This is a genomic window from Salegentibacter sp. Hel_I_6, from assembly GCF_000745315.1.
In the GTDB taxonomy this organism is placed as follows: Bacteria; Bacteroidota; Bacteroidia; order Flavobacteriales; family Flavobacteriaceae; genus Salegentibacter.
Genome location: NZ_JQNQ01000001.1, coordinates 3,054,156 through 3,077,393, shown reverse-complemented (window position 1 = coordinate 3,077,393; position 23,238 = coordinate 3,054,156). Strand labels below are relative to the sequence as shown.

Sequence of the window (23,238 nt, the reverse complement as noted above, 5' to 3'; positions counted from 1 at the left end):
AAACCACATATTTAACAGCTTTGATTTTTCTGTTAAAAAATAAACAGGTGGTGAGCCCCCCAATAGGATTATATCAAATTCATTAAGCGTAGTTTTCGCTCGGGTGTTAGAAAGAAAAGCAGGCTAAAGCTAAGTCCGGTGAACCAAAGCAAATTGCCGGTTATTAGAATAGCCGAATCTTTAATATAGAAATTGGCTGTATCTCGAAAAACGTCGGCAAAAATAAATGCCAGTACCAAAGTGATAAAATAAACCGATTTTTTTGAATAAGAGTTTAGGTAATAAATTAGGGAAATAATTCCCAGGATAAGTAAATTGAGATAATAAATAATATAACCGGCAAATTCTATAGTACTGCTGGTATACGTTTTTATTTCTATTACATGAGTAAGCAGCAAATAGAAAATTACAAGGATAAGAAGAACAAAATACAACAACATTCTTTTACTGGCGGTTTCTCTTTCTGTATTACGAATCGCTTCTCTACTCAAAAAAATATAAGCAACAATAAATAAGAAAAGTGAAGCTAAACTAAGATTCTCGCTTTTTTCGAAAATTTCATTCATTTGAGCAATAAAGAAAAGTGAAATGAAAATTACAGCATTAAAATCAGGCTTCTTTACCTGCTTTAAATAAATACCAAGAATCCCGGGAATAAATAACAGCTGACTAACCTGCATCAGCAAATCAAGTTCTGCTAATGTGGCGTATAAATTTACACCAAGTAGTGGAACAAGCAGGATTAATACATATTGGAATAGATTCATTTTCATCTAATTGCGGCCCGAAAATAAAAAAATACTTTGGCTATAATTAGCTTTTTTACTAAAGCATTAGCGTTTTTAAGTAAAGGTTCTATTTTTTCGATAAGATGCTTATTTTTTACGCTGAATTACCGTTAAATTTTCAAAAATAAAATTTTAGCCTACCCGGATAATCTATTTACCTTTACGGCTTTAATGATAATTAAATGAAAACACTCAGATTAGGTATTTATCTTTTGCTCACCTTAATCATTTTGAGTTGCAAAGGAAATTCGGTTGAAACTGCCGAAATTAAAGGGCAGCGAATTACAATTGATGAAAATATTGAAGCCGATCCCGAAATCGAAGAATTTATAGCTCCTTTTAAAGCACATATAAATAAGACTTTAGACAGCACTTTAGCCTATAATCCCCGCGATATGGTAAAAAGCGACGGCGACCTTAACACTGCAATTGGAAACTTAATGGCCGATGTGGTGATGGAGCAAGCCAATCCCGTTTTTAAAAGCAGAACCGGAAATGAAATAGATATGGTTTTGCTAAATCACGGTGGAATTAGAGCTGGCCTCAACAAAGGAAATATTTCAACCAGAAGTGCTTATGCCTTAATGCCTTTTGAAAATGAGATCGTAGTAGCAGAACTTTCCGGAGAAAAAATTAAGGAAATACTTACTTACCTGGAACGTGCAAAAACCGCTCATCCCGTTAGTGGAATCCAAATTGAAATGGATCAGGATTATAAGGTTACCAGCGCAAAAATAAACGGCGAAGATATTGATGAAGATAAAACCTATTTTGTAGCTACTTCAGATTATTTGCAGCAAGGCGGCGATAATATGAACTTTTTTAAAGATCCAATCAAGTTATTTAAAGTAGACTATAAACTGCGCAATGCCATTATAGATTATTTTGAAAAGGTAGATACTTTAAGGGCTGAGAAAGACGATAGATTTATAAGAAAGTAAACAATTTCGAAGCAAGCTCACGACGCATTATTATTGGAAAATATAATTTGATTTCGAGGCAAGCCTCGGAGTATTTAATCTCGATTATCGAGTAAGAAGATGAAAAGAAGAAATTTTATACAACAAACCTCAGCAGCAACCGCTTTTATAGGAATTGGTGGCTTAAGTTCACTTTCTTTTAAACCTGATTATAAAAAGCACATTACCATTTTACACACCAACGATGTGCATAGTCATATAGAACCTTTTGGCCCTGATGATTCCAGGAATCCTAATATGGGAGGTGTTGCCAGGCGAGCGACTTTAATTCAGCAGATTAAAAATGAAAATCCCAATACATTATTATTAGACGCCGGGGATATTTTTCAGGGGACGCCTTACTTTAATTTCTATGGAGGCGAACTGGAGTTTAAGCTGATGAGTAAAATGAAATACGATGCGGCTACCATAGGAAACCACGATTTTGATAATGGGATAGATGGCTTATATGCGCAACTTCCACACGCCGAATTCGATTTTATTTCTTCCAATTACGATTTCAGTAATACGGTGATGGACGGGCATACCCACGATCATAAAATTTTCACCAAAGACGGAGTAAAAATTGGCATTTTTGGTTTGGGAATTGAGTTAAAAGGTCTGGTAAACGACAGTCTTTATAAGGAAACAAAATACCTGGATCCTATAGAAATTGCGCAGGATCAAAGCCGAATTCTAAAAGAGGAAAAGAATTGCGACCTGGTTATTTGCCTTTCGCATTTAGGCTATAAATACAGCAGCGATAAGATTTCTGATATTAAACTAGCGCAAACCACCGAAAATATAGATCTCATTATTGGCGGTCACACTCATACTTTTTTGGATAAACCAACTGTGGAAACCAACAAAGTCGGTAAAAAAGTTTTAGTGAACCAGGTGGGTTGCTACGGACTTTACCTGGGAAGAATTGATTTTTATTTAGATGATAAAAATAATATTGAAACAAACGGAGTCAAGATTGAGGTTTAGCGATTTTTCAAAAGTCAAAAAAGATCTTACTTAATTTTTGAATGTAAGAATTGAAGTGATAATGGGTTGCATCTAATTTGAAATCGGGTTTATTTTAATTTGTCCGCCAACAGCTTTTAAAACTTTCATTATTGTTGAAAATTGTGGTTTTGCCCCATCAGATAAAGCTTTGTATATACTAGGACGACTTAACCCGGTTTCATCAGCAATTTTTGTCATTCCGATAGCCTTTGAAATATGCCTTAATGCAATAATTAAATCTGAAGTATCCCCTTCTTCTAAAACAGAGTTAAGATATTCGGCAATCATTTCGTTGCTATCCAAATAATCTGAAATATCAAATTTTGATGTTTCCATTCTTAATTTTTTAATTTGCTCCAAATTTTTTTGCCTTTTCGATGTCTTTTTGTTGGGTTGATTTATCACCGCCAATCAGCAGAATAATAATTTTCCCATCTCTTTCCTTGAAATATATTCTATAAGCTTTCGCATAATTAATTCTCAGCTCACTTATTCCATCTCCAACAGGTTTACAGTCTCCAAAGTGTTCGTCGTTTTCCAGTTTCTGGATTCGGAACAAAATCTTAGATTTTGCCCTCAAATCTTTTAATTTGCTTAACCACTTGTCAAATTCTACTATTTTCTCTACAAAATACATTCTTCTAAGTGTATTCACTTAGATACAAAAGTATATAATTTTTTGAATTCAGATTTCTAATAATGAAGTTTTTAAAGGGTATGCAGACTCAAGATAACATCTCCAGGAATTCGTCTTCGCTCACAATTTTAGTTCCTAGTTTTTCTGCCTTTGCCAATTTACTTGGGCCCATATTTTCGCCTGCAACCAGGTAATCGGTTTTTCCTGAAATGGAACCCGAAACTTTCCCTCCGTTGTCTTCAATCATTTTCTTGAGTTCATTCCTGGAAACTTTCTCAAAAACCCCGGAAATCACAAAAGTATTGCCCTCAAGTAAATCGCTCTGGTTTTCCAGTTCTTCTGCAGCAATTTCTAATTGAAGTCCGTAGTCCTTTAAACGCTGAACGATTTCCCTGTTTTCTTCAGAAGCAAAGAAATCGGTTGCACTTTCGGCGATGCGTTCTCCAATTTCATCAACCTCTGTAAGATCTTCGGTTGAAGCCGAAGCCAAAGCATCTATATTTTTATAATGTTTTGCGAGTTTTTTAGCTACGGTTTCACCCACATATCTTATCCCAAGCGCGAATAAAACTCGTTCAAAAGGAATTTCTTTAGATTTTTCAATTCCATTAATAAGGTTTTCTGCCGATTTCTCTGCCATTCGTTCCAATGGAAGAATATCTTCCTTTTTAAGTGTATAGAGGTCGGCATAATTGGTAATTAAATTAGCATTCACCAACAAAGCAACGGTTTCGCCACCAAGACCTTCAATATCCATCGCTTTTCGGGAAATAAAATGCTGAATTCTCCCTATAATTTGCGGTGGGCAACCATTATAATTAGGGCAGTAATGCTGCGCTTCTCCTTCTTTTCTAATTAATTCACTATCGCATACAGGGCAGGTTTCGGCATATTTTGTTTCCGGGGTTTCAGGATCTCTTTGAGTGAAATCAACACCTACGATTTTCGGAATAATTTCGCCACCTTTTTCGACAAAAACAATATCTCCCTCGCGAACATCAAGTTTTTCAATCTGGTCGGCATTATGCAAAGACGCACGCTTCACCGTTGTTCCGGCTAATTGTACCGGTTCAAGATTTGCTACGGGCGTAATTGCTCCTGTTCTCCCAACCTGGTAGGTGATCTTATTTAATTTGGTGCTTTCCTGTTCGGCTTTAAATTTATAAGCCATTGCCCAGCGTGGAGATTTGGCGGTATAGCCTAATTCATCCTGCTGATCGAAACTATTTACTTTCACCACAACCCCATCGGTTTCATAAGGCAAATCGTGGCGGTGCTGGTCCCAATAATTTACATAATCGAGCACTTCAGCAATACTATCTTTTAACTCGGCTTCCGGTGGAACTTTAAAACCCCAATCTCTGGCTTTTTCAAGGCCTTCAAACTGAGATTTCACCGGTAAACTATCGGCTACCAAACTATACAACAGGCAATCTAAAGGTCTTTTGGCAACCTCAGCACTATCCTGGAGTTTTAAACTTCCAGAAGCGGTATTTCTCGGATTAGCATAAGGTTCTTCCCCGGCTTCTACCCTTTCGGCATTCATTTTTGTAAAACCTTCATAAGGCAAAACAATTTCACCTCGAATATCAAATTTCTGCGGAAATTCGCCCTTCAGCTTTAAAGGAACAGATCTTATAGTTTTTATATTATTGGTAACATCATCTCCCTGAAAACCATCCCCACGGGTAACCGCGCGTTTTAATTTACCATCTTCATAAGTCAGGCTAATAGAAGCTCCATCGTATTTTAACTCGCAAACATACTGTACTTTACCACCAATAGATTTCTCGATTCGCTTTTCCCAGTCCTCCAACTCTTCTTTAGAGTATGAATTGGAAAGGGAGTACATTCTATAATCGTGAACTACGGTCTCAAAATTCTTAGTTATTGCACCACCTACACGGCGCGTGGGAGAATTAGGATCATCAAATTCAGGATTATTCTCTTCCAGCTCCTGCAATTCTTTCAGCTTCATATCAAAATCGTAATCGCTGATCTCGGGCTTATCCTCGATATAATATAAATAATTATGGTGGTGTAATTCTTCGCGTAATTGCTTGATCTTTTCTTCGGTACTCATAAAAGGCTGGTAAGTTATTGCTGGGCTTTTAGTTGATCGTTTTCAAAAACAAGGGAATGCTTTTTTCCCTGGTGCGTAAATTCCATTTTAAATTCAGATTTATAGGCTTTATCATCTGTAGGAAACCAATCTTTAAGTTTTTGGTTTATGGTAATAAGCAAACCTTCGTCATCACCTATCGCACAGAAACGTTCAAAATCACCATCATATTTTTCTAACTGAAAATTTGAATTTAGAAAGTCGAATTTCTCCTGAATGTTCTCTGTTACAAGGCCTACCTCACTAATTCCCAAAACACTTTTTTCTGAAAACAATGCCGACTCCGGTTTACTGAAACTCTCGCGGGAGATGAATTCTATGATATTTTTATCCTTGTCATAGAAATAAAGCGATTTTGCACTCCACGCCATAAAATCTACAATTTCCTGCCCATTACCTTCTAAAACCGGTAGTCGTTCTTTAATCCAATCCAGGGCTTCGTTATGTTGATTATCGGGAATATGAAAGGCGATATGGTAAGCTGTTGCATTTTCTTTTTGCTGAAATTTTATGGTAGAATACCCGGTCTCAACTTCAAAATGTTCTTCGGAATAATCGGTGATATTTAAATTTAAATGGTCCCGGTAAAACCGAAGTTGTTCCTTGATATTATCGGAATAAATTTCAAGTTTATGGATTTTCATAACGTCTTTTTTAGGTCTGGTCTTTATTCATCCATTTGGGAACCGGCATAGGTTTAAAATTATACATTTTTTCCAGCATTTCCTCAATATTTTCAGCAATAAGTAAAAGATCAAAATTCTCTTTTCGCAGCAGACCTTTTCTCACCATGTTTTTAAGCATCGCGATTAGATCGTCGTAAAATCCATTGATATTTAGCAATCCAATTGGATTTTGATGCAGCCCTAATTGGCCCCAGGTTACGATTTCAAAAAGCTCTTCAAAAGTTCCAAATCCCCCGGGCAGGGCGATAAATCCATCGCTTAATTCGTGCATCTTGAGCTTGCGCTCGTGCATATCTTTGGTAGTGATCAACTCTGTCAATTCGGTATGGACCACTTCCTTGGTTTTTAAAAAACCTGGAATCACCCCAATAACTTCTCCTCCGTTTTGAAGAGTACCGGCAGCAACCTGCCCCATTAAACCAAGTTTACTTCCGCCAAAAACCAGTTTAATTTTTTTTTGGGCTAAAACCTTTCCTAATCGATAAGATTCGGTGAATATTTTTTCATCATTACCTTCGCTGCTTGCGCAAAAAACGGCAATGCTTTTAAGTTGGTTTTTATTGTTATTTTTCAAAACATAATAGATTTTTATTTGCAAACCAGACTTCTCGACTGCGCTCGAAGTGACAAAAGATTTAAGTATTCTTATACCTAAAAATATTCGTGTATTCGTGGCGAATGTCTTTTGACAAGCCTGATTCTATATTTTACAATTTTCCTGCTAAAATAACTACGAGGTTAAAAGAAACTCGCAGGATTAGTTTATCTCACCTCTTAACATCCTAAAATTTCCAAAAAGATCTTTTCGCAATTCGGTATTAAAACCATATTTCTGCATCATCTTTTCGGTTTCTTCTGCCAGGTATTGGTTGATCTCAAAATAGATTTTTCCGTCTGGATTTAAAGCGGTTTTGGCCAATTTCGTGATTTTCTCATAGAAAATTAAAGGATTTTCGTCTTTTACATATAATGCAGTAGGTGGATCGTATTCTAAAACATTTCGGTGCATTTCCTTTTTTTCCAGTTCCCTAACGTAGGGCGGATTAGAGACAATAATGTCCCAGTTCCCATTTAGAGCTTTAGTTTTTAAAATATCTTCCTGAATAAAATTAATCTTGGCCTGGTTAATTTCTGCATTGATTTTTGCGATTTCCAGGGCTTTTTCAGAAATATCTATAGCCGAAATTTGAGCTTCCGGAAGATTTTTCGCCAGGGCAATAGCGATGCAACCACTCCCCGTTCCAATGTCTAGGATTCGCCCAGATTCCAATTCGGAAAAGTCTTCTAAAATCCATTCAATCAATTCCTCGGTTTCTGGTCTTGGCACTAATACGTTTCGATCAACTTTAAAAATCAATCCGAAAAACTCTGTTTCCCCAATAATATGCTGAATGGGTTCGTGGTTTGTTAAACGCGCTAAGGCTGACTCTAGTTTCTCAAACTGACTTTTATCAATTTCAAGCTCAGGATTTAAAGCAAGATTTAACCTATTGATCTTGAAAAAAGCTTCTGTTAGCATAAAGAAAAAAGAATTCACTTCTTCCACAGGATATTCATTTTCCAGCGATTTAGTAAAAATTTCTTTTTGGGCTTTTAGTTTCATTTTTTCGGTTGTCGGTTGTCGGTTATCAGTTGTGAGTTGTCAGTTTGAGGAAAATCCAAATTCCTGAATCTTATCTCTTGTTTCTCAAATCTTTTTTCTCTTCTCTCTACTCTTTTCTCTTGATTAAAAACAAAAAATCGCCGCGTTCTTCCCCCTCTCGCAAAAACGTAAAAGAAGACTCCTCACTCTTAACCCTTCACTATTCACCCTTCACTATTCACTCCTACTTCTCAAACATACCTAATCATCCACATCGTACAATTGTAATGACCGGTGTCTCCAAGGGGTTTTTCTAAAGATTTGAAGCCGCTACGTGCGTAAAGTTTCCGTGCGCTTTCCATATAAGGCAGGGTTTCAATATAACATTGTTTAAAATTCTGGGATTTGGCGAATTTAAGACAGGTATCCATCATTTGCGCGCCAAGACCTTTGCCACGAGCTTCCGGCAGAAAATACATTTTTTGCAGTTCGCATATTTTTTCTTCGAGTCCAATTAATGGTGCAATACCGGCGCCACCAATTATCTTTCCTTTCTCTTCCACCACAAAATAATTCATTCGTGGGTTCTGGTAAGTCGCATACATATCGTCCAGCGCTTTGTCTTCATAGGCGGTGCCGACTTTAGGAACGCCCATTTCTACCAAAACCGTTCTTACTACTTCGGCAACTTGTTGATTGTCTTCGGGTTGAATTTCCCGTATTTTTAACGTGCTCATTCTTGGTAAATAATCCTATTTTAGAGGCGTGAATATACACGAAAAATATATAAAACGCTGTATTGAACTGGCCAAAAACGGACTGGGAGCTACTTATCCCAATCCGCTGGTAGGCAGCGTAATTGTTGATAAAGACAAAATTATTGGCGAAGGCTGGCACCAAAAAGCTGGAGCTCCACACGCCGAGGTAAACGCGGTAAATTCGGTTAAGGACGCATCGCTTTTAAAGAAATCTACCATCTATGTGAGTCTGGAACCCTGCAGTCATTTTGGAAAAACGCCGCCTTGCAGCGATCTAATTATCGCTAAGGGCATTAAAAAAGTGATTATTGGCACAGTAGATCCTTTTGCTAAAGTTGCCGGTCGTGGCATTAAAAAATTGATGGAAGCCGGGTGTGAAGTTCAGGTGGGAATTCTGGAAAAAGAATGCCAGGATCTCAACAAACGTTTTTTTACTTTTCATCAAAAGAAACGGTCTTATATTATTTTGAAATGGGCCCAAACCGCCGATGGTTTTATCGCTCCAAAAGTCCAGGAAAAACGCGAGCCGGTTTGGATCACGAATCATTATTCTAAACAACTGGTGCATAAATGGAGAAGTGAAGAACAGGCCATTTTAGTGGGCACCAATACAGCCATTGCTGATAATCCCAGACTAAACATAAGGCTTTGGAATGGCAAAAACCCTGTGCGGGTAGTGATAGACAAAGAATTAAAAATTCCGCAGAAATCTGCATTGTTTGATGGCAGTATAAAAACCATTGTTTTAACCGAAAATGAAAAAAAACCAGGAGATAATTTAGTATTTGAAAAGCTAGATTTTCAACAGGAACTAGCGCAACAAATTTGCGAGGTACTTTACCGTCATAATTTACAATCGGTTATAATTGAAGGAGGTGCAAAAACGCTTCAGACTTTTATTGACGCAAATCTTTGGGATGAAGCGAGGGTCTTTACCGGAATTTCTGAATTTCATGAGGGAATAAACGCACCGCGATTTTCAGGAATTAAACTTTCAGAAATTAATTTGGAGCGGGATAATTTAAAGATTTACAAGAATGATTAAAACCATAATTTTCGATTTTGGAGACGTATTCATCAACCTGGACAAACCGGCCACGATGCGCGAAATGAATAAATATGAAATCGAAGAACTTTCAGAAAGTTTATTGAATATCAACCAGCAATATGAAAAAGGGCTTATTTCATCGGCAGAATTTGTAAAATCTTATCAGAGCGAACATTCTCAGCTTGAACCAGAACATTTCAAAAATTCCTGGAACGCGATTTTAATAGATTTCCCTGAATATCGTTACCAGTTTTTAAAGAAAATTTCCGAAGAAAAAAATTATCAATTAATTCTTTTAAGCAACACCAACGAAATTCATATTGATTGGGTAAAAGAAAACGTATCGTTTTTTGAAGATTTTAAAGCTTGTTTTGATGCTTTTTATCTTTCACACGAGATCAATTTTAGAAAACCCGATGCTGAAATATATGAGCTCGTACTAAAACAACACGGCCTAAAACCGCAAGAATGTCTTTTTATAGACGACACCAAAGAAAATACGGAAGCAGCTGAAAATTTAGGTTTTCATACCTGGAATATTGAACCTACCCGTGAAGATGTCATTGATTTATTTACCACCAAAAAGGAATTATTTTGATTTACCTGCTACTTAGCATACTTTCTTCTACAGTTATTTTCATCGTATTTAGGCTCTATAAAAAATACGGGGTAAATACGCTGCAAGCCATTATCGTTAACTATTTTATCGCCTGTATCGTAGGCTTTTTTGGCTATATAGAAAGTGTTGATGATATTGTGAGAATCCCTTCAGAAAAATGGTTTTTAGGAACGCTGATCTTAGGAGCACTCTTTATTACGGTTTTTAATTTGGCAGCAATTACCACCCAACGCAGTGGACTTTCGGTGGTTTCAGTAGCTACCAAAATGTCGGTTGCGATTCCTGTTTTCTTCGGAATTTTTATTTATAATGAAAGTCTGGGTTTTTTAAAAGTCACCGGAATTATTCTAGCACTCGCGGCGGTTTATTTAAGTTCCATTAAAACGAAAAAAGGAATTAGCATAAAGAAAGAAAATCTAATATTTCCTTTACTGGTTTTCGTGGGCAGTGGGATTATCGACACCACGATAAACTACCTTGAAAATTTCTATGTTTCTGAAACCGATGTTGGCCTTTTCTCTTCCAGTATTTTTGGAATCGCCGGTATTATTGGAACAGCTATTTTAATTGGCCAGGCAGTTTTAGGCAAATTAAAGATCACCTGGAAAAACATAGCCGGAGGAATCGCACTGGGAATTCCCAATTATTTTTCGATCTATTTTTTAGTAATGGCACTGCGATCTCCGGGATTTGAAAATTCGGTGATCTTTACCTTAAACCACGTGGGAATTGTTTTAGCATCAACCATATTGGGAATCGTACTTTTTAAAGAGGTTCTCTTAAAGAAAAACTGGATTGGAATTGCACTAGCTGTGATAAGTATTATTTTGGTGGCGAGTAGCCAGTAGTTTTATCGCAAAAGCTACACAGTTTTCTAAAACCTGTCTATAAATAAATTTTAATGAATATACCTACGAGGTTACAAAAACCTCGCAGGAAGGCTCCTCCTGCAAGGTCTATTTTTTCACCTTATAGGTATAGGAATAATGTGTAATTTATTTTTTCATTTAATGAGCGGTTCTTCATATTATAAATTCAATATCAGCAATAATGAAAGACACCTATAAAACCATAACCAAAGCTTCTCCTGAAGTCTTATTCAAAGACCGAAATTCAAAATTTTTCGGCTATGCATTTCCGGTTAAGACAGAAGAAGAAGCAAATATTCATTTACAAGAATTAAAAACGAAGCACCATAAAGCAAGACATTGGTGCTATGCCTGGCAATTTGGAAAATCTGAAACCGATATTCAATATCGCGCCAACGACGATGGCGAACCTTCCAACTCCGCCGGAATGCCAATCTATGGTCAAATTCAATCTTTTGAAGTCACCAATATTCTAATTGTGGTTGTGAGATATTTTGGCGGTGTAAAACTTGGTGTGGGCGGACTTATAAATGCCTACAAGACCGCAGCACAAATGGCTCTTGAAGAGGCCAATATCGTTAAGAGAACCATAGACGAGCTTTTCGAGATCAGTTTCGACTATCCTGAAATGAATATTGTGATGCGATTAATAAAGGAAAACAATCTTAATATTATTGAACAAAAATTGGAACTGGATTGTAAGATCTATATTTCGGTAAGGAAAAAAGATGCCGAAACTATTTTTGAAAAATTTGACTCAACGTATAAGGTGGGGATTAAAAAATTAGAGGAATAAATGATATGTAAAATACTTGAAGAAATTCAATGACACATATCGTCAAGCTGAACTCGTTTCAGACTTTATCCCAACTCAACTTCGGGATTCTTCTAACCTGAAATAATTCTAAACAGCTCAGATCCTGAAACAAGTTCAGGATGACGGAATGATTTAAAAATATAAACCTCACCTCTACGTCAACTTATCTAAAATATACTGTGGGCAACGTATTGGTTTTTTGGTTTTAGCGTCCATAAAAACGAGGGTTGTAAATGCTTTTGTAAGTAATTCTTCGTTTTGATTATAAATTAAATATTCAAAAGTAATTTTTACCGATGGAAGCTCTTTTAATTTTACTTCAATCTTAAGGTCGTCTTCAAAAACTGCTGGCTTTAAAAACTTTGTATTGAGTTCATAAACCGGTAACATAACCCCGTTTTCCTCCATAGATTTATAGGATATCCCAAGTGCCAAAAGCCAGTCAAGACGGGCTATTTCGAAGTATTGTGCGTAATTCCCGTGGTGTACAACACCCATTTGATCGGTTTCCGCATAACGGACTTTAACAAAAGATTCGTGACTTTTCATATTTAATTTAACAGCTTAAGTGGATGAGGTTTTGTACTTTCATAATCGGATTTAAGTATGCATAAATTTTTCTTAAAATTCAACCCCAAACAGGTTTTTTTATTACATAATTTGTTCACATATTTGTTCCACTCAAGTTGAAAGACCCCTATATCTTTTAACTGCTTATAAACCACTACTAATCTAAAATAATACAACGCAAAGCATGTCAAAAACTGCGCAATCAGTTTGGAATAGCTGTCTGGCTTTTATCAAAGATAACATCACTCCACAGGCTTACAAAACGTGGTTTGAACCAATACAAGCAGTAAAACTTACGGATTGTGCACTGAGCATTCAGGTGCCTTCAAAGTTTTTTTACGAGTGGCTGGAAGAACATTACGTTAAACTTTTAAAAGTTTCATTAACCAAAGAATTAGGGGAAAAAGCCAAATTGGTCTATGTGATCAAAATGGAAAATACCTATGGTAATAAAATGCCATTTACCGAGAAAATTCCGAGTACCCAGCGTAGCAACATGGCTTCCCAGGAAGTAGATGTTCCCATAAAAAACAGAAACCCTGAATTAAAGAATCCTTTTATAATTCCTGGAATTAGAAATGTAAAGATCGAATCTCAGCTTAACCCTAGTTACAATTTTGAGAATTTCCTGGAAGGAGATTCCAACCGATTAGCAAGATCGGCAGGATTAGCTGTGGCCAATAAACCGGGAGGAACTTCTTTTAATCCACTGCTTATTTTTGGTGGGGTAGGTTTAGGAAAAACACACCTTGCTCATGCTATTGGCGTTGAAATAAAGGATAAATATCCAGAGAAAACTGTTTTATATATTTCTGCGGAAAAATTTACCCAGCAGTACATAGAATCAGTTAAGAAAAATAATAGAAACGATTTTATTCATTTCTATCAAATCATTGATGTTTTAATTGTTGATGATATCCAATTACTTTCCGGAAAAGCAGGAACTCAGGATGTTTTCTTCCATATTTTTAATCATTTACACCAAAACGGAAAACAGGTAATTCTAACCAGTGATAAGGCACCGGTAGATATGCAGGATATTGAACAACGCCTGCTTTCAAGATTTAAATGGGGACTTTCTGCAGAATTGCAACATCCAGATTTTGAAACCCGAATTTCTATTATTAAAAACAAACTTTATCGCGACGGTGTAGAAATGCCAGAAGAGATTGTGGAGTTTCTGGCTAATAATATTAAAACGAATATTCGTGAACTGGAAGGCGCTATTATTTCGCTGATCGCCCACTCTTCTTTCAACAAAAAAGACATCACTTTAGAACTTGCTAAAAAGATTGTAGACAACTACGTGAAAAATACCAAACGCGAAGTTTCTATAGATTATATTCAGAAGGTGGTAAGTGATTATTTCCAAATGGATGTACAAACTTTGCAGTCTAAAACACGTAAAAGACATATTGTACAAGCCAGGCAATTAGCTATGTTCTTCGCAAAGAAATTTACAAAAGCTTCTTTAGCGAGCATTGGTTCTCAAATAGGAAAACGCGACCACGCGACGGTTTTACATGCCTGCAAAACGGTTGATAATTTAGCTACCACCGATAAGCAATTCAAAAAATTTGTTGAAGACCTCAACAAGAAACTCACTATATAAACGCACATGTTATGAAGACTAAGGTATTGATGGTGTGCCTAGGCAACATTTGCAGATCACCGCTTGCCGAAGGTATTTTGAAATCTAAAATAGACGAATCTAAGGTTTTTGTGGATTCGGCTGGAACTGGAGATTACCATATAGATGATTCTCCCGATCCAAGATCTATTGCAGTGGCGAAAAAAAATAACCTGGATATTACTTACCAACGCGGAAGACAATTCCAGAAGGAAGATTTTGATAAATTCGATCGTATTTATGTGATGGATAATCAGAATTTTAAAGATGTGATCGCTCTTGCTAGAAATGACGACGATCGAGCTAAAGTACAATTGATTCTCGATGAAATTTTCCCTGCCGAAAACGTAGATGTTCCAGATCCATATTTTGGCGGCGATCAAGGGTTTGAAAATGTATACCAAATGCTGGATGAAGCCTGTGAGAAGATCGCCCAGCAGTTAAAAGAAGAAAATAAGGCCTAAGTTAAATGTCAGATTTCAAATATTCCGGAAAACTTTATTTAATCCCCACTACTATGGGAGCTGCAAACCCAATGCAGGTTTTACCTATACAGGTAAAAGAAATTATGGAAACTTTGGATATTTATATCGCTGAAAATGAAAAAACAGCACGACGACATATAAAAAAACTGTTACCGGAGAAACAGCAATCTCTACTTCAATTTTTTCATCTTAATAAATTCACTGAAACTTCAGAAATTCCTTCATTTTTAAACGATTGTAAAGAAGGAAAGAATATAGGCTTATTGAGTGAAGCCGGTTGCCCCGGCGTTGCAGATCCCGGTGCTGAAATTGTAAAAATCGCCCACAATGAAGGTATTCAAGTAATCCCATTAGTGGGACCTTCTTCAATTTTATTAGCAATGATGGGTAGTGGAATGAACGGCCAGCGTTTTACCTTTAATGGCTACTTGCCCATAGATAAAAAAGAGAGAAAAAAGGAAATTAAAGATTTAGAAAGGCTTTCTTTAGAAAAACAGGAAGCCCAAATTTTTATTGAAACCCCCTACCGAAATAATAAGCTATTAGAAGACTTTCTTCAGCTTTTACATCCATCCACCAGGCTTTCTGTGGCTTGTGATTTAACTTTACCTACAGAATACATTGTAACTAAACCGGTTTCTGACTGGAGTAAAACAAAAACAGACCTCCATAAGAGGCCTGCTATATTTATATTTCAGAAAGAAATCTAAGCTCTATAAGCTTTTATATTCACCCTTGGATTTTTCTCCGGCTGCACAAAAGAGGTATCATAGCCTCCAAATTTCTTCATATAATTTCTTATAGAAGTTCCAAAGGCATCGCTAAAAGACTGCGCTCCCCAGCTTCGTAAGTATTTCTTTACACTCCCAGGTCCTGCAAGGTGAGCAGCGGCAAGAATTCCTGATTCTGTAACTTCCACACCATTAATAACCTGGCCTTCAAAACGAGCAATATCACGAATTAATATCCATTTGTTTCTGGAAGCATTAGTATAAAATGCAGCTTCCTGTAGTTCGGGTGAGTTCATGAATTCGGCACCATTATAAATCCCTAATAGTTCCAGGGTGCCAATTCCAAATTGGTATTTACCCATATAGCCAAACTCATTAATTGTTTGATAATTTCCACGGGATTCTTTAAAACCCAGCGCTTCTTTAAAACCAACATAGGACTTTCCCAGTTCAGGTAACGCCCTTTCAAGGCTTTGATCTTTTGCTAATTCGCTTTCCTCCAAAAGAGCCACGGTATAGTTTAGATCAAGATTGGAAGTTGAATAACCTTCAATTTCCAGATTTGCAGCTTTTTTCGTTGAAAAACTAAAAAACATACAGCCTGCGAATACAGGCAAGATTGAAAATTTTGCAATTTTCCTTCTCATTACATTTTGTTTCTGAAAGGTTAATGGTTTGGGCTAAAAAAATTAAGCTTACGCCCCCTTCAATTTTGCCGTGCAAATGTACAACAAATTTTAAAAATCTGAAGAACAAGCTGTTAAGCAAATTATAAAGTTTGATTTTAGCTTAACAAGCCTATAAGAAACCGATACTAAAGGCGTTAGCGGTTTCTTAATAAATTGGAGATGAAAATTTTTTTATCTTTTTACGCCCTGCTTGTTAATCCAACGCACATATTCCTGCTTATTTCGATTATGCTGCGCTAAAGTTTCCGCGAATTTATGATAACCGAAATTTTGAACATCTGCTACGAAATAGAAGTATTTATGATCTTCGTAATTTAAAACCGCATTTATTGCAGATATGTCTGGCATAAAAATAGGGCCAGGAGGCAATTCTTTGTATTTATAAGTATTATAAGGAGAATCTAATTCAAGATCTTTATACAGTACTCTTTTTATAATGGTGTCCCATTTTTGAGTTTCGTGTTTTACCGCATAAATAACTGTAGGATCTGCATCCAGTTTCCAGCCATTTTTATAGCGGTTCATATAAACACCGGCAACCTTGGGACGCTCATCTACTTTTGCTGTTTCCTTATGCACAATAGACGCTATGGTTGAAACTTCTTTAGGATTAAGCCCTATTTTTTCAGCCTTTTGAATCTTTTCTTCGGTCCAAAAACGTTCATACTCCCGCTTCATTTTACTTCTAAATTCTTCAGCAGACGTATTCCAGTAAAATTCATATTGATTAGGAATATACATCGCCAAAGCTTCAGCTTCAGTAAAATCGTTTTCCGCTAAAAAATCTTCATCTTTAAATGCTTCTATTAAGGCAGTACTATCAGCTTCAATTTGCACGGCGATTCTTCCGGCTAGATTTTCTAAACGCTCTTGATTATTAAAAGTTAACTTAACCGGAACATTCCCGCGGCGTAAAGCATTCACTAATTCATTATTATTCATCCCTGACTTTAAGCTATATCTACCCGCCTTAATATTTGAAGCATATCCTTTCTTTCTGGCAACCAAATCAAAAGATTCCATATCATCAATATAAGGCTGAAGGCTATCAATAACAGTTTGGTAATTTGCTCCTGTAGGTACATAAACCAATTTCTCCTTTTCTGAGAAGCTTGTGTTTGCTGAGAAAATGCTGGTGTAGATATAATAACTAAAAATGGAAAGACCTATAAGGCCAAGAATGGCAATAGCCAAAAATATTTTTTTAAAGTACATTATTTACTGATCAATTGATATAGAATTTCGTCTTTGAACTGGCCCCCTGAGTATGTCCAATCCTTTTTTACGCCCACTTTTTGAAAACCCTGATTTTCAAAAAGCTTTAGGCTGGTTTCATTGCCGGAGGTAATATTCGCATAAACCTGGTGCATGGCAAGATGCTTAAAACAATAATCACTAACAAGTTTAAGAGCTTCTGCACCAAATCCCTTTCCACGTTCAGAAGCTTCGGCTATTAGAATACCAATGGCAGCTCTTCTATCTTTAGGTTCAAAATCAAAGATATCTATGAGACCTACTTCCCTATTCTTAAGGTCACATATCACCAAACGCAACTGTTTAATATCGTAAATATCACGATGTGCATTTTCAAGATATTGCTTAATCATAAACCGGGAATAGGGTGTTTGAGTAGCGCTAATTTCCCAAAAATCTTCGGTATTTTCCACGGTGTGAACAAAATCCAGATCCTCAGGTTCCAGGGCTCTCAGGTAAACCTTATCGCCTTTTAAACTAAACATACTATTTCGCCTTTAAAAACCTGTTCTGCCGGTCCCGTTAACCAAACATCAGTATAGGTTTCATTTTCCTTTTTAAATGAAACTGACAATTCTCCACCAGGAACAATGAGTTTAATAGTATTAGCTGTGGCTTTTCCAGAGGCGTGTGCCGCTAAAGCAACTGCTGTCACCCCTGTACCACAGGAAAGTGTTTCGTCTTCCACTCCTCTTTCGTAAGTTCTCACCAGGAAAGTATTATCTTCCTGCATATCAACAAAATTTACGTTGGTGCCTCCATTTGCAACATAATCATTTGAATATCTAATTACCGCCCCTTCTTTTTTCACATCCAAATCGGCAACATTCTTAGTGAAAATAACGTGATGTGGCGATCCAGTATCCAAAAAGGCACTATTCCCTAATTGCTTTATTTCAGAAAGATCCTGCATTTGTAAACTTACTTCGTGCTCACTTATACTTGCCTTATGAGGTCCATCTATCGCGGTAAAACTTGCATTATTTTCTATAATTCCCAGAAATTTAGCAAAAGCTACAAGACAGCGCCCGCCATTACCGCACATGCTACTTTCATTACCATCAGCATTAAAATAAACCATTTTAAAATCGTCTCCTTCAATTTCAGGATTTTCTAAAAGTATTAATCCATCACCACCAATCCCAAATTTACGGTCACATAATCTTTTGATCAATCTGGTATTATTTTTGGATATTAATTTTTCGCGGTTATCAATCATCACAAAATCGTTACCGGTACCCTGATATTTATAAAATGGAATTTTCATTACGTAAATTTTAAGGACTACAAATATACCATAAATAACACGATTTTTTGCCGTGTTAAATGGCAGTTAAAATTAAATAACCCATATACTAATATTATATTTTTAAAGTTGAATTTTATAAAAATCCTATTTAAAAAATGAAAGATTTATCAAAATTACTGTTCGTTTCTATACTGGGAGGCGCACTCACCTTAGGAAGCTATAAAATGTTTTTTGAAGCTGAAACGTTAGAGGAATTACCACCGGTCTCCAATAGCGCCGCAAAGGTAATTCCGGCAAATTACTCAGGTAATATTTATGGCACAAATGCCGATTTTACAGAAGCAGCTGAAAATACGGTAAACGGAGTTGTGCACGTGAAAAATGTAGCCGTTTTTAGAGGTCCCAGAACCATGAGAGATTTTATTTACGGAAATAACAGCGGCGGAAAAGCCCTTCAGGGTGCAGGCTCTGGAGTTATTATTTCTCCCGATGGCTATATAGTAACCAACAACCATGTGATTAGAGAAGCTAATGAGGTAGAAGTTACCTTAAACAATAACAAAACTTACACTGCAGAAATTATAGGCACCGATGAAACTGCAGATATTGCTTTATTAAAAATTGAAGCTGAAAATTTAGATTATATTCCCTTTGGAGATTCTAATAATGTAAAACTAGGGGAATGGGTTTTAGCAGTTGGAAATCCTTTTAATTTAAAATCTACCGTAACCGCAGGAATTATTAGTGCTACTGCCAGAGATTTAAATATGTATGATGCAACGCCACAGTCTTTTATTCAAACAGATGCCGCAATAAATCCCGGAAACAGCGGTGGTGCGCTGGTAAATATAAACGGAGAGTTAGTAGGAATTAATACTGCTATTACTTCACAAACCGGAAGTTACGTAGGTTACGCTTTTGCCGTTCCTTCTAATAATACCAGAAAGATCGTGGAAGATATTATGGAATATGGTAATGTTCAAAAAGGAATTTTAGGTATTAAAGGCACCGGGATTAACGCTCGTATTATCGAGGAATTTGGACTAAAAACATCCCAGGGAGTGTTAGTTGCTGAGGTTACCAACGGAAGCGGAGCTGAAAAAGCTGGTTTAAAAGAAGGAGATATTATTAGAAAATTAGATAATGTAGCTATTAATAAATTTTCTGACCTAACCGGTTATATAAATTCAAAGCGACCTAATGATGAAATTGAAGTTACTTTTCTTAGAGACGGTAGGGAAAAACAAGTTAATGTAACGCTTTCTAAGTTTGAAACCTACGCTATAGAATCAATAAAAATTGAAGTTTCAAATGCCAGCAAAGAAGAATTACAAGCCTTGGATGCTGAAAATGGGGTGAAAATTTATCGAACCCTATCCCCTGAATTACCATCTGAAGAACTAGTAGGAATTGTAATTACCGCAATAGATAATAAGAAAGTCTACAATGTACAGGATGTAGAACGCATTATTAGAAAAAAGAATCCTTCAGAATCTATCATCATTAGTATTATAGATAAAAATGGCGAAAAACAACGCATGGTATGGCGTTAAGAGACCGTGTGACCTAGCGATGAAAACTCCCTAATTATCAGGGAGTTTTTTTATGCAAAATTTTCTTTACGAAAACGTTTGAAATATATACTTTTGCGCCATTATTTAAAAACACACAACCACACATGAGCTTTAACAAAGTTTACGAAAAGGAACTTGCTTTTCAGGCAAATCGGCGCAAAGCGACCGTAGAATTTATCAATATTATCAGTGATCTCTGGTACGATAAATCAATTGAATTGGTCTTATTCAGAAACCAATTGCTTAATCGAAATGTGAGCGATATTTTAAATCTTCACGAATATGCAGGGGAATTTGTAGAAAAACCTATTTCAATATTTGATTCGGTAGAAATTGCGAAAGCAATTCAGGATATGGATTTGCCACCTGCAAAACTTGACATTGGGAAATTAACCTACGAATATCATTTAGAAGATCAAGGTCATTTAAACGCCATGGCTTTTGTTTCTGATAAATTAAAAGATGCAAAAAAATATGATAAAGTGGTCCCTAAAGACGTTGTGCTCTACGGTTTTGGGCGTATTGGTCGTTTAGTGGCTAGAGAATTAATGGCCAGAACCGGCAAGGGCAGTCAGTTGCGGTTGCGAGCTATTGTCACTCGTGGTGCGGTAGATAGAACGGTATTGGAAAAACGTGCGTCTTTATTAAAAAATGATTCAGTTCACGGTGATTTTTCAGGAACTGTTGCTATAGACGAAGCGAATAGTGCACTTATTATAAATGGCACTACTGTAAAGATAATTTCTGCAGACAAACCAGAAGATATTGATTATACAAAATTCGGAATTAATAAAGCCTTAATTATCGATAACACTGGTGCTTTTAGAGACAAAGAAGCACTAAGCAGGCATTTGAAAGCAAAAGGTGCTGCAAAGGTTTTACTTTCAGCTCCTGGGAAAGGCATTCCAAATATTGTTCACGGTGTAAACCATAAAGAACATAACCCCGATAAGATTTCTATATTTTCGGCAGCTTCTTGTACCACAAATGCTATAACCCCGGTTTTAAAAGCAGTTCAGGATACACTTGGCGTGGTGCACGGGCATTTAGAAACTATTCACGCCTACACCAACGACCAGAATCTAGTAGATAACATGCACAGCAAATACCGAAGAGGTCGTGCTGCTGCCCTAAATATGGTAATTACTGAAACCGGTGCTGGTAAAGCAGTTGCTAAAGCTTTACCTGTATTTGAAGGAAAACTTACTTCTAATGCAATTAGGGTTCCCGTGCCAAACGGTTCACTAGCTATTTTAAATCTTGAAATTGAAGGTGAAACTACGGTTGAGGGCGTAAATAATATTTTAAAGAAATACGCACTACAAGGTGAACTGGTAGAGCAAATTAAATATTCCCTGGATAATGAATTGGTTTCATCTGACATTGTAGGGTCTAACGCCCCGTCAATTTATGATAGTAAAGCAACCATAGTCTCGGCAGATGGGAAAAATGTAATCCTTTATATTTGGTATGATAACGAATATGGTTACAGTCATCAATTAATAAGACTGGCAAAATATATCGCTAAGGTGAGAAGATTTACTTATTATTAGAAGGTAAGCTTTGAGTAAGCAAATAATCGCACAAAAGCTATTTTTTAATTTCCTGTGATTCCTAAAAATGTAGGTACGAGAGAATTAAATATTGATTAGCTATAAAATTACAGAAAAACCCACCTAATTTTGGTGGGTTTTTCATTTAGAATACTTTACATTTGCGCGCTCAAATTTTTAATTTAAAGGAATTTAGGAAATTAAATTCAAAATAATGAAAGCGCTTACAATAACTGAAAAAAGTGGGCGTTCAAGCATATAAATCTCAACCAGAAAAACCCCAAATGATGCGTAATATTATTTTTTCAAGCTTACTTTTAATATTTTCGGTCAATGTTTTAATCGCACAAGATTCATTGGCAACCTCTAATTTTATTGAGGATGAATTTGATAATCTTATTGAATCTTCTAACAATTACCAGGGTTATAAAGTAGTGGATTATGATGCCTTAATCGAATTAAGAGATAATACCAAACGTCACGTTCAGGATTTAAAAAACGAGCTTCAGGAGGAACAGGGCATTATTTCAAGCCAAAATGAAGAAATCAAAAATCTTGAAAATCAATTAGCCGATACCCAGGAAGATCTTCAACGTGTAAATGAAGAAAAAGACGCTATAAATTTTCTTGGAATGCCTTTTAGCAAAGGAAGCTATATGGCCCTAATGTGGGGAATTGTTGGAGTGCTAATTCTTGCGCTTCTATTCTTTATATATCAGTTTAAAAATTCTAATGCCACTACTAAAGAAGCCAGACATAGATTAAACGAAACCGAAAAAGAGTTTGACGCTTACCGCGCTAAAGCCCTGGAAAAGGAACAGCGTTTAGGTAGAATGCTTCAGGATGAAAAGAACAAAGCCAAAGACTAATCCGCCTTCAGCTTAAATTTTTATTAGCATCTTTGCATTTTATTAGAAAATATGCGCATAGATATAATTACCGTAGTTCCAGATCTACTTAAAAGTCCTTTTGAGGCTTCTATTTTAAAAAGAGCTATAGAAAGCGGTCATGTAGAAATTCATCTTCATAATTTAAGAGATTATGTAACTGATAATTACAAACAGATTGATGATTATCAGTTTGGCGGTGGTGCCGGGATGGTTATGATGGTAGAGCCTATTGATAAGTGCATTTCAGATCTTAAAAGTCAACGGGATTATGACGAAGTAATCTATATGAGCCCAGATGGCGATCGTTTTAATCAAAAAACTGCCAATACACTTTCTTTAAAAGAAAATATCATAATTCTTTGCGGGCATTATAAAGGAGTAGATCAGCGGGTTCGTGACCATTTTATTACCAAGGAGATTTCTATAGGTGATTATGTACTTTCTGGCGGAGAGCTTGGTGCGGCGGTAGTTTGTGATGCAATCATAAGATTAATTCCAGGAGTTTTAGGAAATGAAACTTCAGCTTTAACCGATTCTTTTCAGGATAACCTACTCGCTCCCCCGGTTTATACAAGACCTGCCGAATATAAAGGTTGGAAAGTGCCCGAAATATTAACCTCAGGTAATTTTCCAAAAATTGAAGCATGGAGAGAAGAAAAAGCCTGGGAACGAACCAAACGCTTAAGGCCTGATCTTTTGGATGAAACAGAAAAATAA

At 36.3% G+C, this 23,238-nt stretch carries 26 protein-coding genes; 13 read left to right on the top strand and 13 right to left on the bottom strand.

What is annotated here, in order from left to right:
• Nucleotides 1–68 precede the first annotated feature (68 nt).
• Complete coding sequence (locus tag FG27_RS13555) at nucleotides 69–767, bottom strand: hypothetical protein (protein WP_156101235.1); 699 nt, start codon at nucleotides 765–767, stop codon at nucleotides 69–71.
• Nucleotides 768–970: 203 nt separating this feature from the next.
• Here FG27_RS13555 and FG27_RS13550 point away from each other — a divergent pair, with 203 nt between their 5' ends.
• Together FG27_RS13550 and FG27_RS13545 are read left to right on the top strand one after the other, a co-directional pair.
• A complete protein-coding gene (locus FG27_RS13550) occupies nucleotides 971–1,729 on the top strand; it encodes a 5'-nucleotidase C-terminal domain-containing protein (RefSeq protein ID WP_037319996.1) in 759 nt (252 codons plus the stop codon).
• A 99-nt stretch (nucleotides 1,730–1,828) separates the two neighbouring features.
• Nucleotides 1,829–2,737: a bifunctional UDP-sugar hydrolase/5'-nucleotidase gene (locus FG27_RS13545; RefSeq protein ID WP_037319993.1), complete on the top strand. Its 909-nt coding sequence runs from the start codon at nucleotides 1,829–1,831 to the stop codon at nucleotides 2,735–2,737.
• Between the two features lie 72 nt (nucleotides 2,738–2,809).
• On the opposite strand, the gene FG27_RS13540 is transcribed toward FG27_RS13545, so the two are convergent.
• The 7 genes from FG27_RS13540 to FG27_RS13510 form a co-directional block, all read right to left on the bottom strand.
• Nucleotides 2,810–3,094, bottom strand: coding sequence for an addiction module antidote protein (locus FG27_RS13540; protein WP_037319990.1), 285 nt, complete (start codon nucleotides 3,092–3,094; stop codon nucleotides 2,810–2,812).
• Between the two features lie 10 nt (nucleotides 3,095–3,104).
• Entirely contained in the window at nucleotides 3,105–3,413 is a 309-nt protein-coding gene (locus tag FG27_RS13535) for a type II toxin-antitoxin system RelE/ParE family toxin (RefSeq protein WP_231563329.1), read from the bottom strand.
• A gap of 70 nt (nucleotides 3,414–3,483) precedes the next feature.
• Nucleotides 3,484–5,478, bottom strand: a complete 1,995-nt coding sequence (gene ligA, locus FG27_RS13530; protein WP_037319986.1) for an NAD-dependent DNA ligase LigA — start codon at nucleotides 5,476–5,478, stop codon at nucleotides 3,484–3,486.
• 14 nt (nucleotides 5,479–5,492) lie between these two features.
• Nucleotides 5,493–6,161, bottom strand: a complete 669-nt coding sequence (locus FG27_RS13525; protein ID WP_037319984.1) for a VOC family protein — start codon at nucleotides 6,159–6,161, stop codon at nucleotides 5,493–5,495.
• 10 nt (nucleotides 6,162–6,171) lie between these two features.
• Entirely contained in the window at nucleotides 6,172–6,777 is a 606-nt protein-coding gene (locus FG27_RS13520) for a TIGR00730 family Rossman fold protein (protein ID WP_037319981.1), read from the bottom strand.
• Between the two features lie 183 nt (nucleotides 6,778–6,960).
• Nucleotides 6,961–7,806, bottom strand: coding sequence for a peptide chain release factor N(5)-glutamine methyltransferase (gene prmC / locus FG27_RS13515; protein ID WP_037319978.1), 846 nt, complete (start codon nucleotides 7,804–7,806; stop codon nucleotides 6,961–6,963).
• A gap of 230 nt (nucleotides 7,807–8,036) precedes the next feature.
• On the bottom strand, nucleotides 8,037–8,522 hold the full coding sequence (locus FG27_RS13510; protein ID WP_037319976.1) for a GNAT family N-acetyltransferase: 486 nt from the start codon (nucleotides 8,520–8,522) through the stop codon (nucleotides 8,037–8,039).
• A gap of 28 nt (nucleotides 8,523–8,550) precedes the next feature.
• On the opposite strand from FG27_RS13510, the gene ribD reads away from it, so the two are divergent.
• The 4 genes from ribD to FG27_RS13490 all read left to right on the top strand — a co-directional run bounded on the left by ribD (nucleotide 8,551) and on the right by FG27_RS13490 (nucleotide 11,875).
• Nucleotides 8,551–9,588, top strand: coding sequence for a bifunctional diaminohydroxyphosphoribosylaminopyrimidine deaminase/5-amino-6-(5-phosphoribosylamino)uracil reductase RibD (gene ribD / locus FG27_RS13505; protein WP_037319974.1), 1,038 nt, complete (start codon nucleotides 8,551–8,553; stop codon nucleotides 9,586–9,588).
• Nucleotides 9,581–10,189: an HAD family phosphatase gene (locus FG27_RS13500; protein WP_037319971.1), complete on the top strand. Its 609-nt coding sequence runs from the start codon at nucleotides 9,581–9,583 to the stop codon at nucleotides 10,187–10,189. Before ribD ends, FG27_RS13500 begins: the two co-directional genes overlap by 8 nt.
• A complete protein-coding gene (locus FG27_RS13495) occupies nucleotides 10,186–11,058 on the top strand; it encodes an EamA family transporter (RefSeq protein WP_037319969.1) in 873 nt (290 codons plus the stop codon). The genes FG27_RS13500 and FG27_RS13495 overlap by 4 nt, the downstream gene beginning before the upstream one ends.
• Before the next feature lie 202 nt (nucleotides 11,059–11,260).
• Nucleotides 11,261–11,875 (top strand): YigZ family protein, encoded by a 615-nt coding sequence (locus FG27_RS13490; protein WP_037319967.1) that lies wholly within the window; start codon nucleotides 11,261–11,263, stop codon nucleotides 11,873–11,875.
• Nucleotides 11,876–12,049: 174 nt separating this feature from the next.
• Here FG27_RS13490 and FG27_RS13485 read toward each other — a convergent pair whose 3' ends face one another.
• Nucleotides 12,050–12,445, bottom strand: a complete 396-nt coding sequence (locus FG27_RS13485; protein ID WP_037319964.1) for a thioesterase family protein — start codon at nucleotides 12,443–12,445, stop codon at nucleotides 12,050–12,052.
• Between the two features lie 205 nt (nucleotides 12,446–12,650).
• Between FG27_RS13485 and dnaA the strand changes: the two genes are divergently transcribed.
• Genes dnaA through FG27_RS13470 form a run of 3 tightly spaced genes read left to right on the top strand, consistent with a single transcriptional unit; the run spans nucleotide 12,651 to nucleotide 15,291 of the window.
• The gene (gene dnaA, locus FG27_RS13480) at nucleotides 12,651–14,078 is read left to right on the top strand and encodes a chromosomal replication initiator protein DnaA (RefSeq protein WP_037319962.1); all 1,428 of its coding nucleotides are present in this window, start codon (nucleotides 12,651–12,653) and stop codon (nucleotides 14,076–14,078) included.
• 11 nt (nucleotides 14,079–14,089) lie between these two features.
• Nucleotides 14,090–14,560 carry a low molecular weight protein-tyrosine-phosphatase gene (locus FG27_RS13475; RefSeq protein ID WP_037319959.1) on the top strand — a complete coding sequence of 157 codons (471 nt, stop codon included), beginning with the start codon at nucleotides 14,090–14,092 and terminating at the stop codon, nucleotides 14,558–14,560.
• 5 nt (nucleotides 14,561–14,565) lie between these two features.
• Entirely contained in the window at nucleotides 14,566–15,291 is a 726-nt protein-coding gene (locus FG27_RS13470; protein ID WP_037319957.1) for an SAM-dependent methyltransferase, read from the top strand.
• On the opposite strand, the gene FG27_RS13465 is transcribed toward FG27_RS13470, so the two are convergent.
• The 4 genes from FG27_RS13465 to dapF form a co-directional block, all read right to left on the bottom strand.
• On the bottom strand, nucleotides 15,288–15,959 hold the full coding sequence (locus FG27_RS13465) for a hypothetical protein (RefSeq protein ID WP_037319955.1): 672 nt from the start codon (nucleotides 15,957–15,959) through the stop codon (nucleotides 15,288–15,290). The genes FG27_RS13470 and FG27_RS13465 overlap by 4 nt on opposite strands.
• Before the next feature lie 213 nt (nucleotides 15,960–16,172).
• Nucleotides 16,173–17,216, bottom strand: coding sequence for an endolytic transglycosylase MltG (mltG, locus tag FG27_RS13460; protein WP_037319953.1), 1,044 nt, complete (start codon nucleotides 17,214–17,216; stop codon nucleotides 16,173–16,175).
• Nucleotides 17,216–17,740 carry a GNAT family N-acetyltransferase gene (locus FG27_RS13455; RefSeq protein WP_037319950.1) on the bottom strand — a complete coding sequence of 175 codons (525 nt, stop codon included), beginning with the start codon at nucleotides 17,738–17,740 and terminating at the stop codon, nucleotides 17,216–17,218. Before FG27_RS13455 ends, mltG begins: the two co-directional genes overlap by 1 nt.
• Complete coding sequence (gene dapF, locus FG27_RS13450; RefSeq protein ID WP_037319946.1) at nucleotides 17,728–18,522, bottom strand: diaminopimelate epimerase; 795 nt, start codon at nucleotides 18,520–18,522, stop codon at nucleotides 17,728–17,730. Before dapF ends, FG27_RS13455 begins: the two co-directional genes overlap by 13 nt.
• 137 nt (nucleotides 18,523–18,659) lie before the next feature.
• Between dapF and FG27_RS13445 the strand changes: the two genes are divergently transcribed.
• The 4 genes from FG27_RS13445 (at nucleotide 18,660) to trmD (ending at nucleotide 23,238) form a co-directional block, all read left to right on the top strand.
• A complete protein-coding gene (locus FG27_RS13445; protein WP_037319944.1) occupies nucleotides 18,660–20,057 on the top strand; it encodes a S1C family serine protease in 1,398 nt (465 codons plus the stop codon).
• Nucleotides 20,058–20,182: 125 nt separating this feature from the next.
• Nucleotides 20,183–21,631, top strand: coding sequence for a glyceraldehyde-3-phosphate dehydrogenase (locus tag FG27_RS13440; RefSeq protein ID WP_037319941.1), 1,449 nt, complete (start codon nucleotides 20,183–20,185; stop codon nucleotides 21,629–21,631).
• Nucleotides 21,632–21,873: 242 nt separating this feature from the next.
• The gene (locus FG27_RS13435) at nucleotides 21,874–22,500 is read left to right on the top strand and encodes a hypothetical protein (RefSeq protein WP_231563328.1); all 627 of its coding nucleotides are present in this window, start codon (nucleotides 21,874–21,876) and stop codon (nucleotides 22,498–22,500) included.
• Between the two features lie 51 nt (nucleotides 22,501–22,551).
• Nucleotides 22,552–23,238 (top strand): tRNA (guanosine(37)-N1)-methyltransferase TrmD, encoded by a 687-nt coding sequence (trmD, locus tag FG27_RS13430; protein ID WP_037319939.1) that lies wholly within the window; start codon nucleotides 22,552–22,554, stop codon nucleotides 23,236–23,238.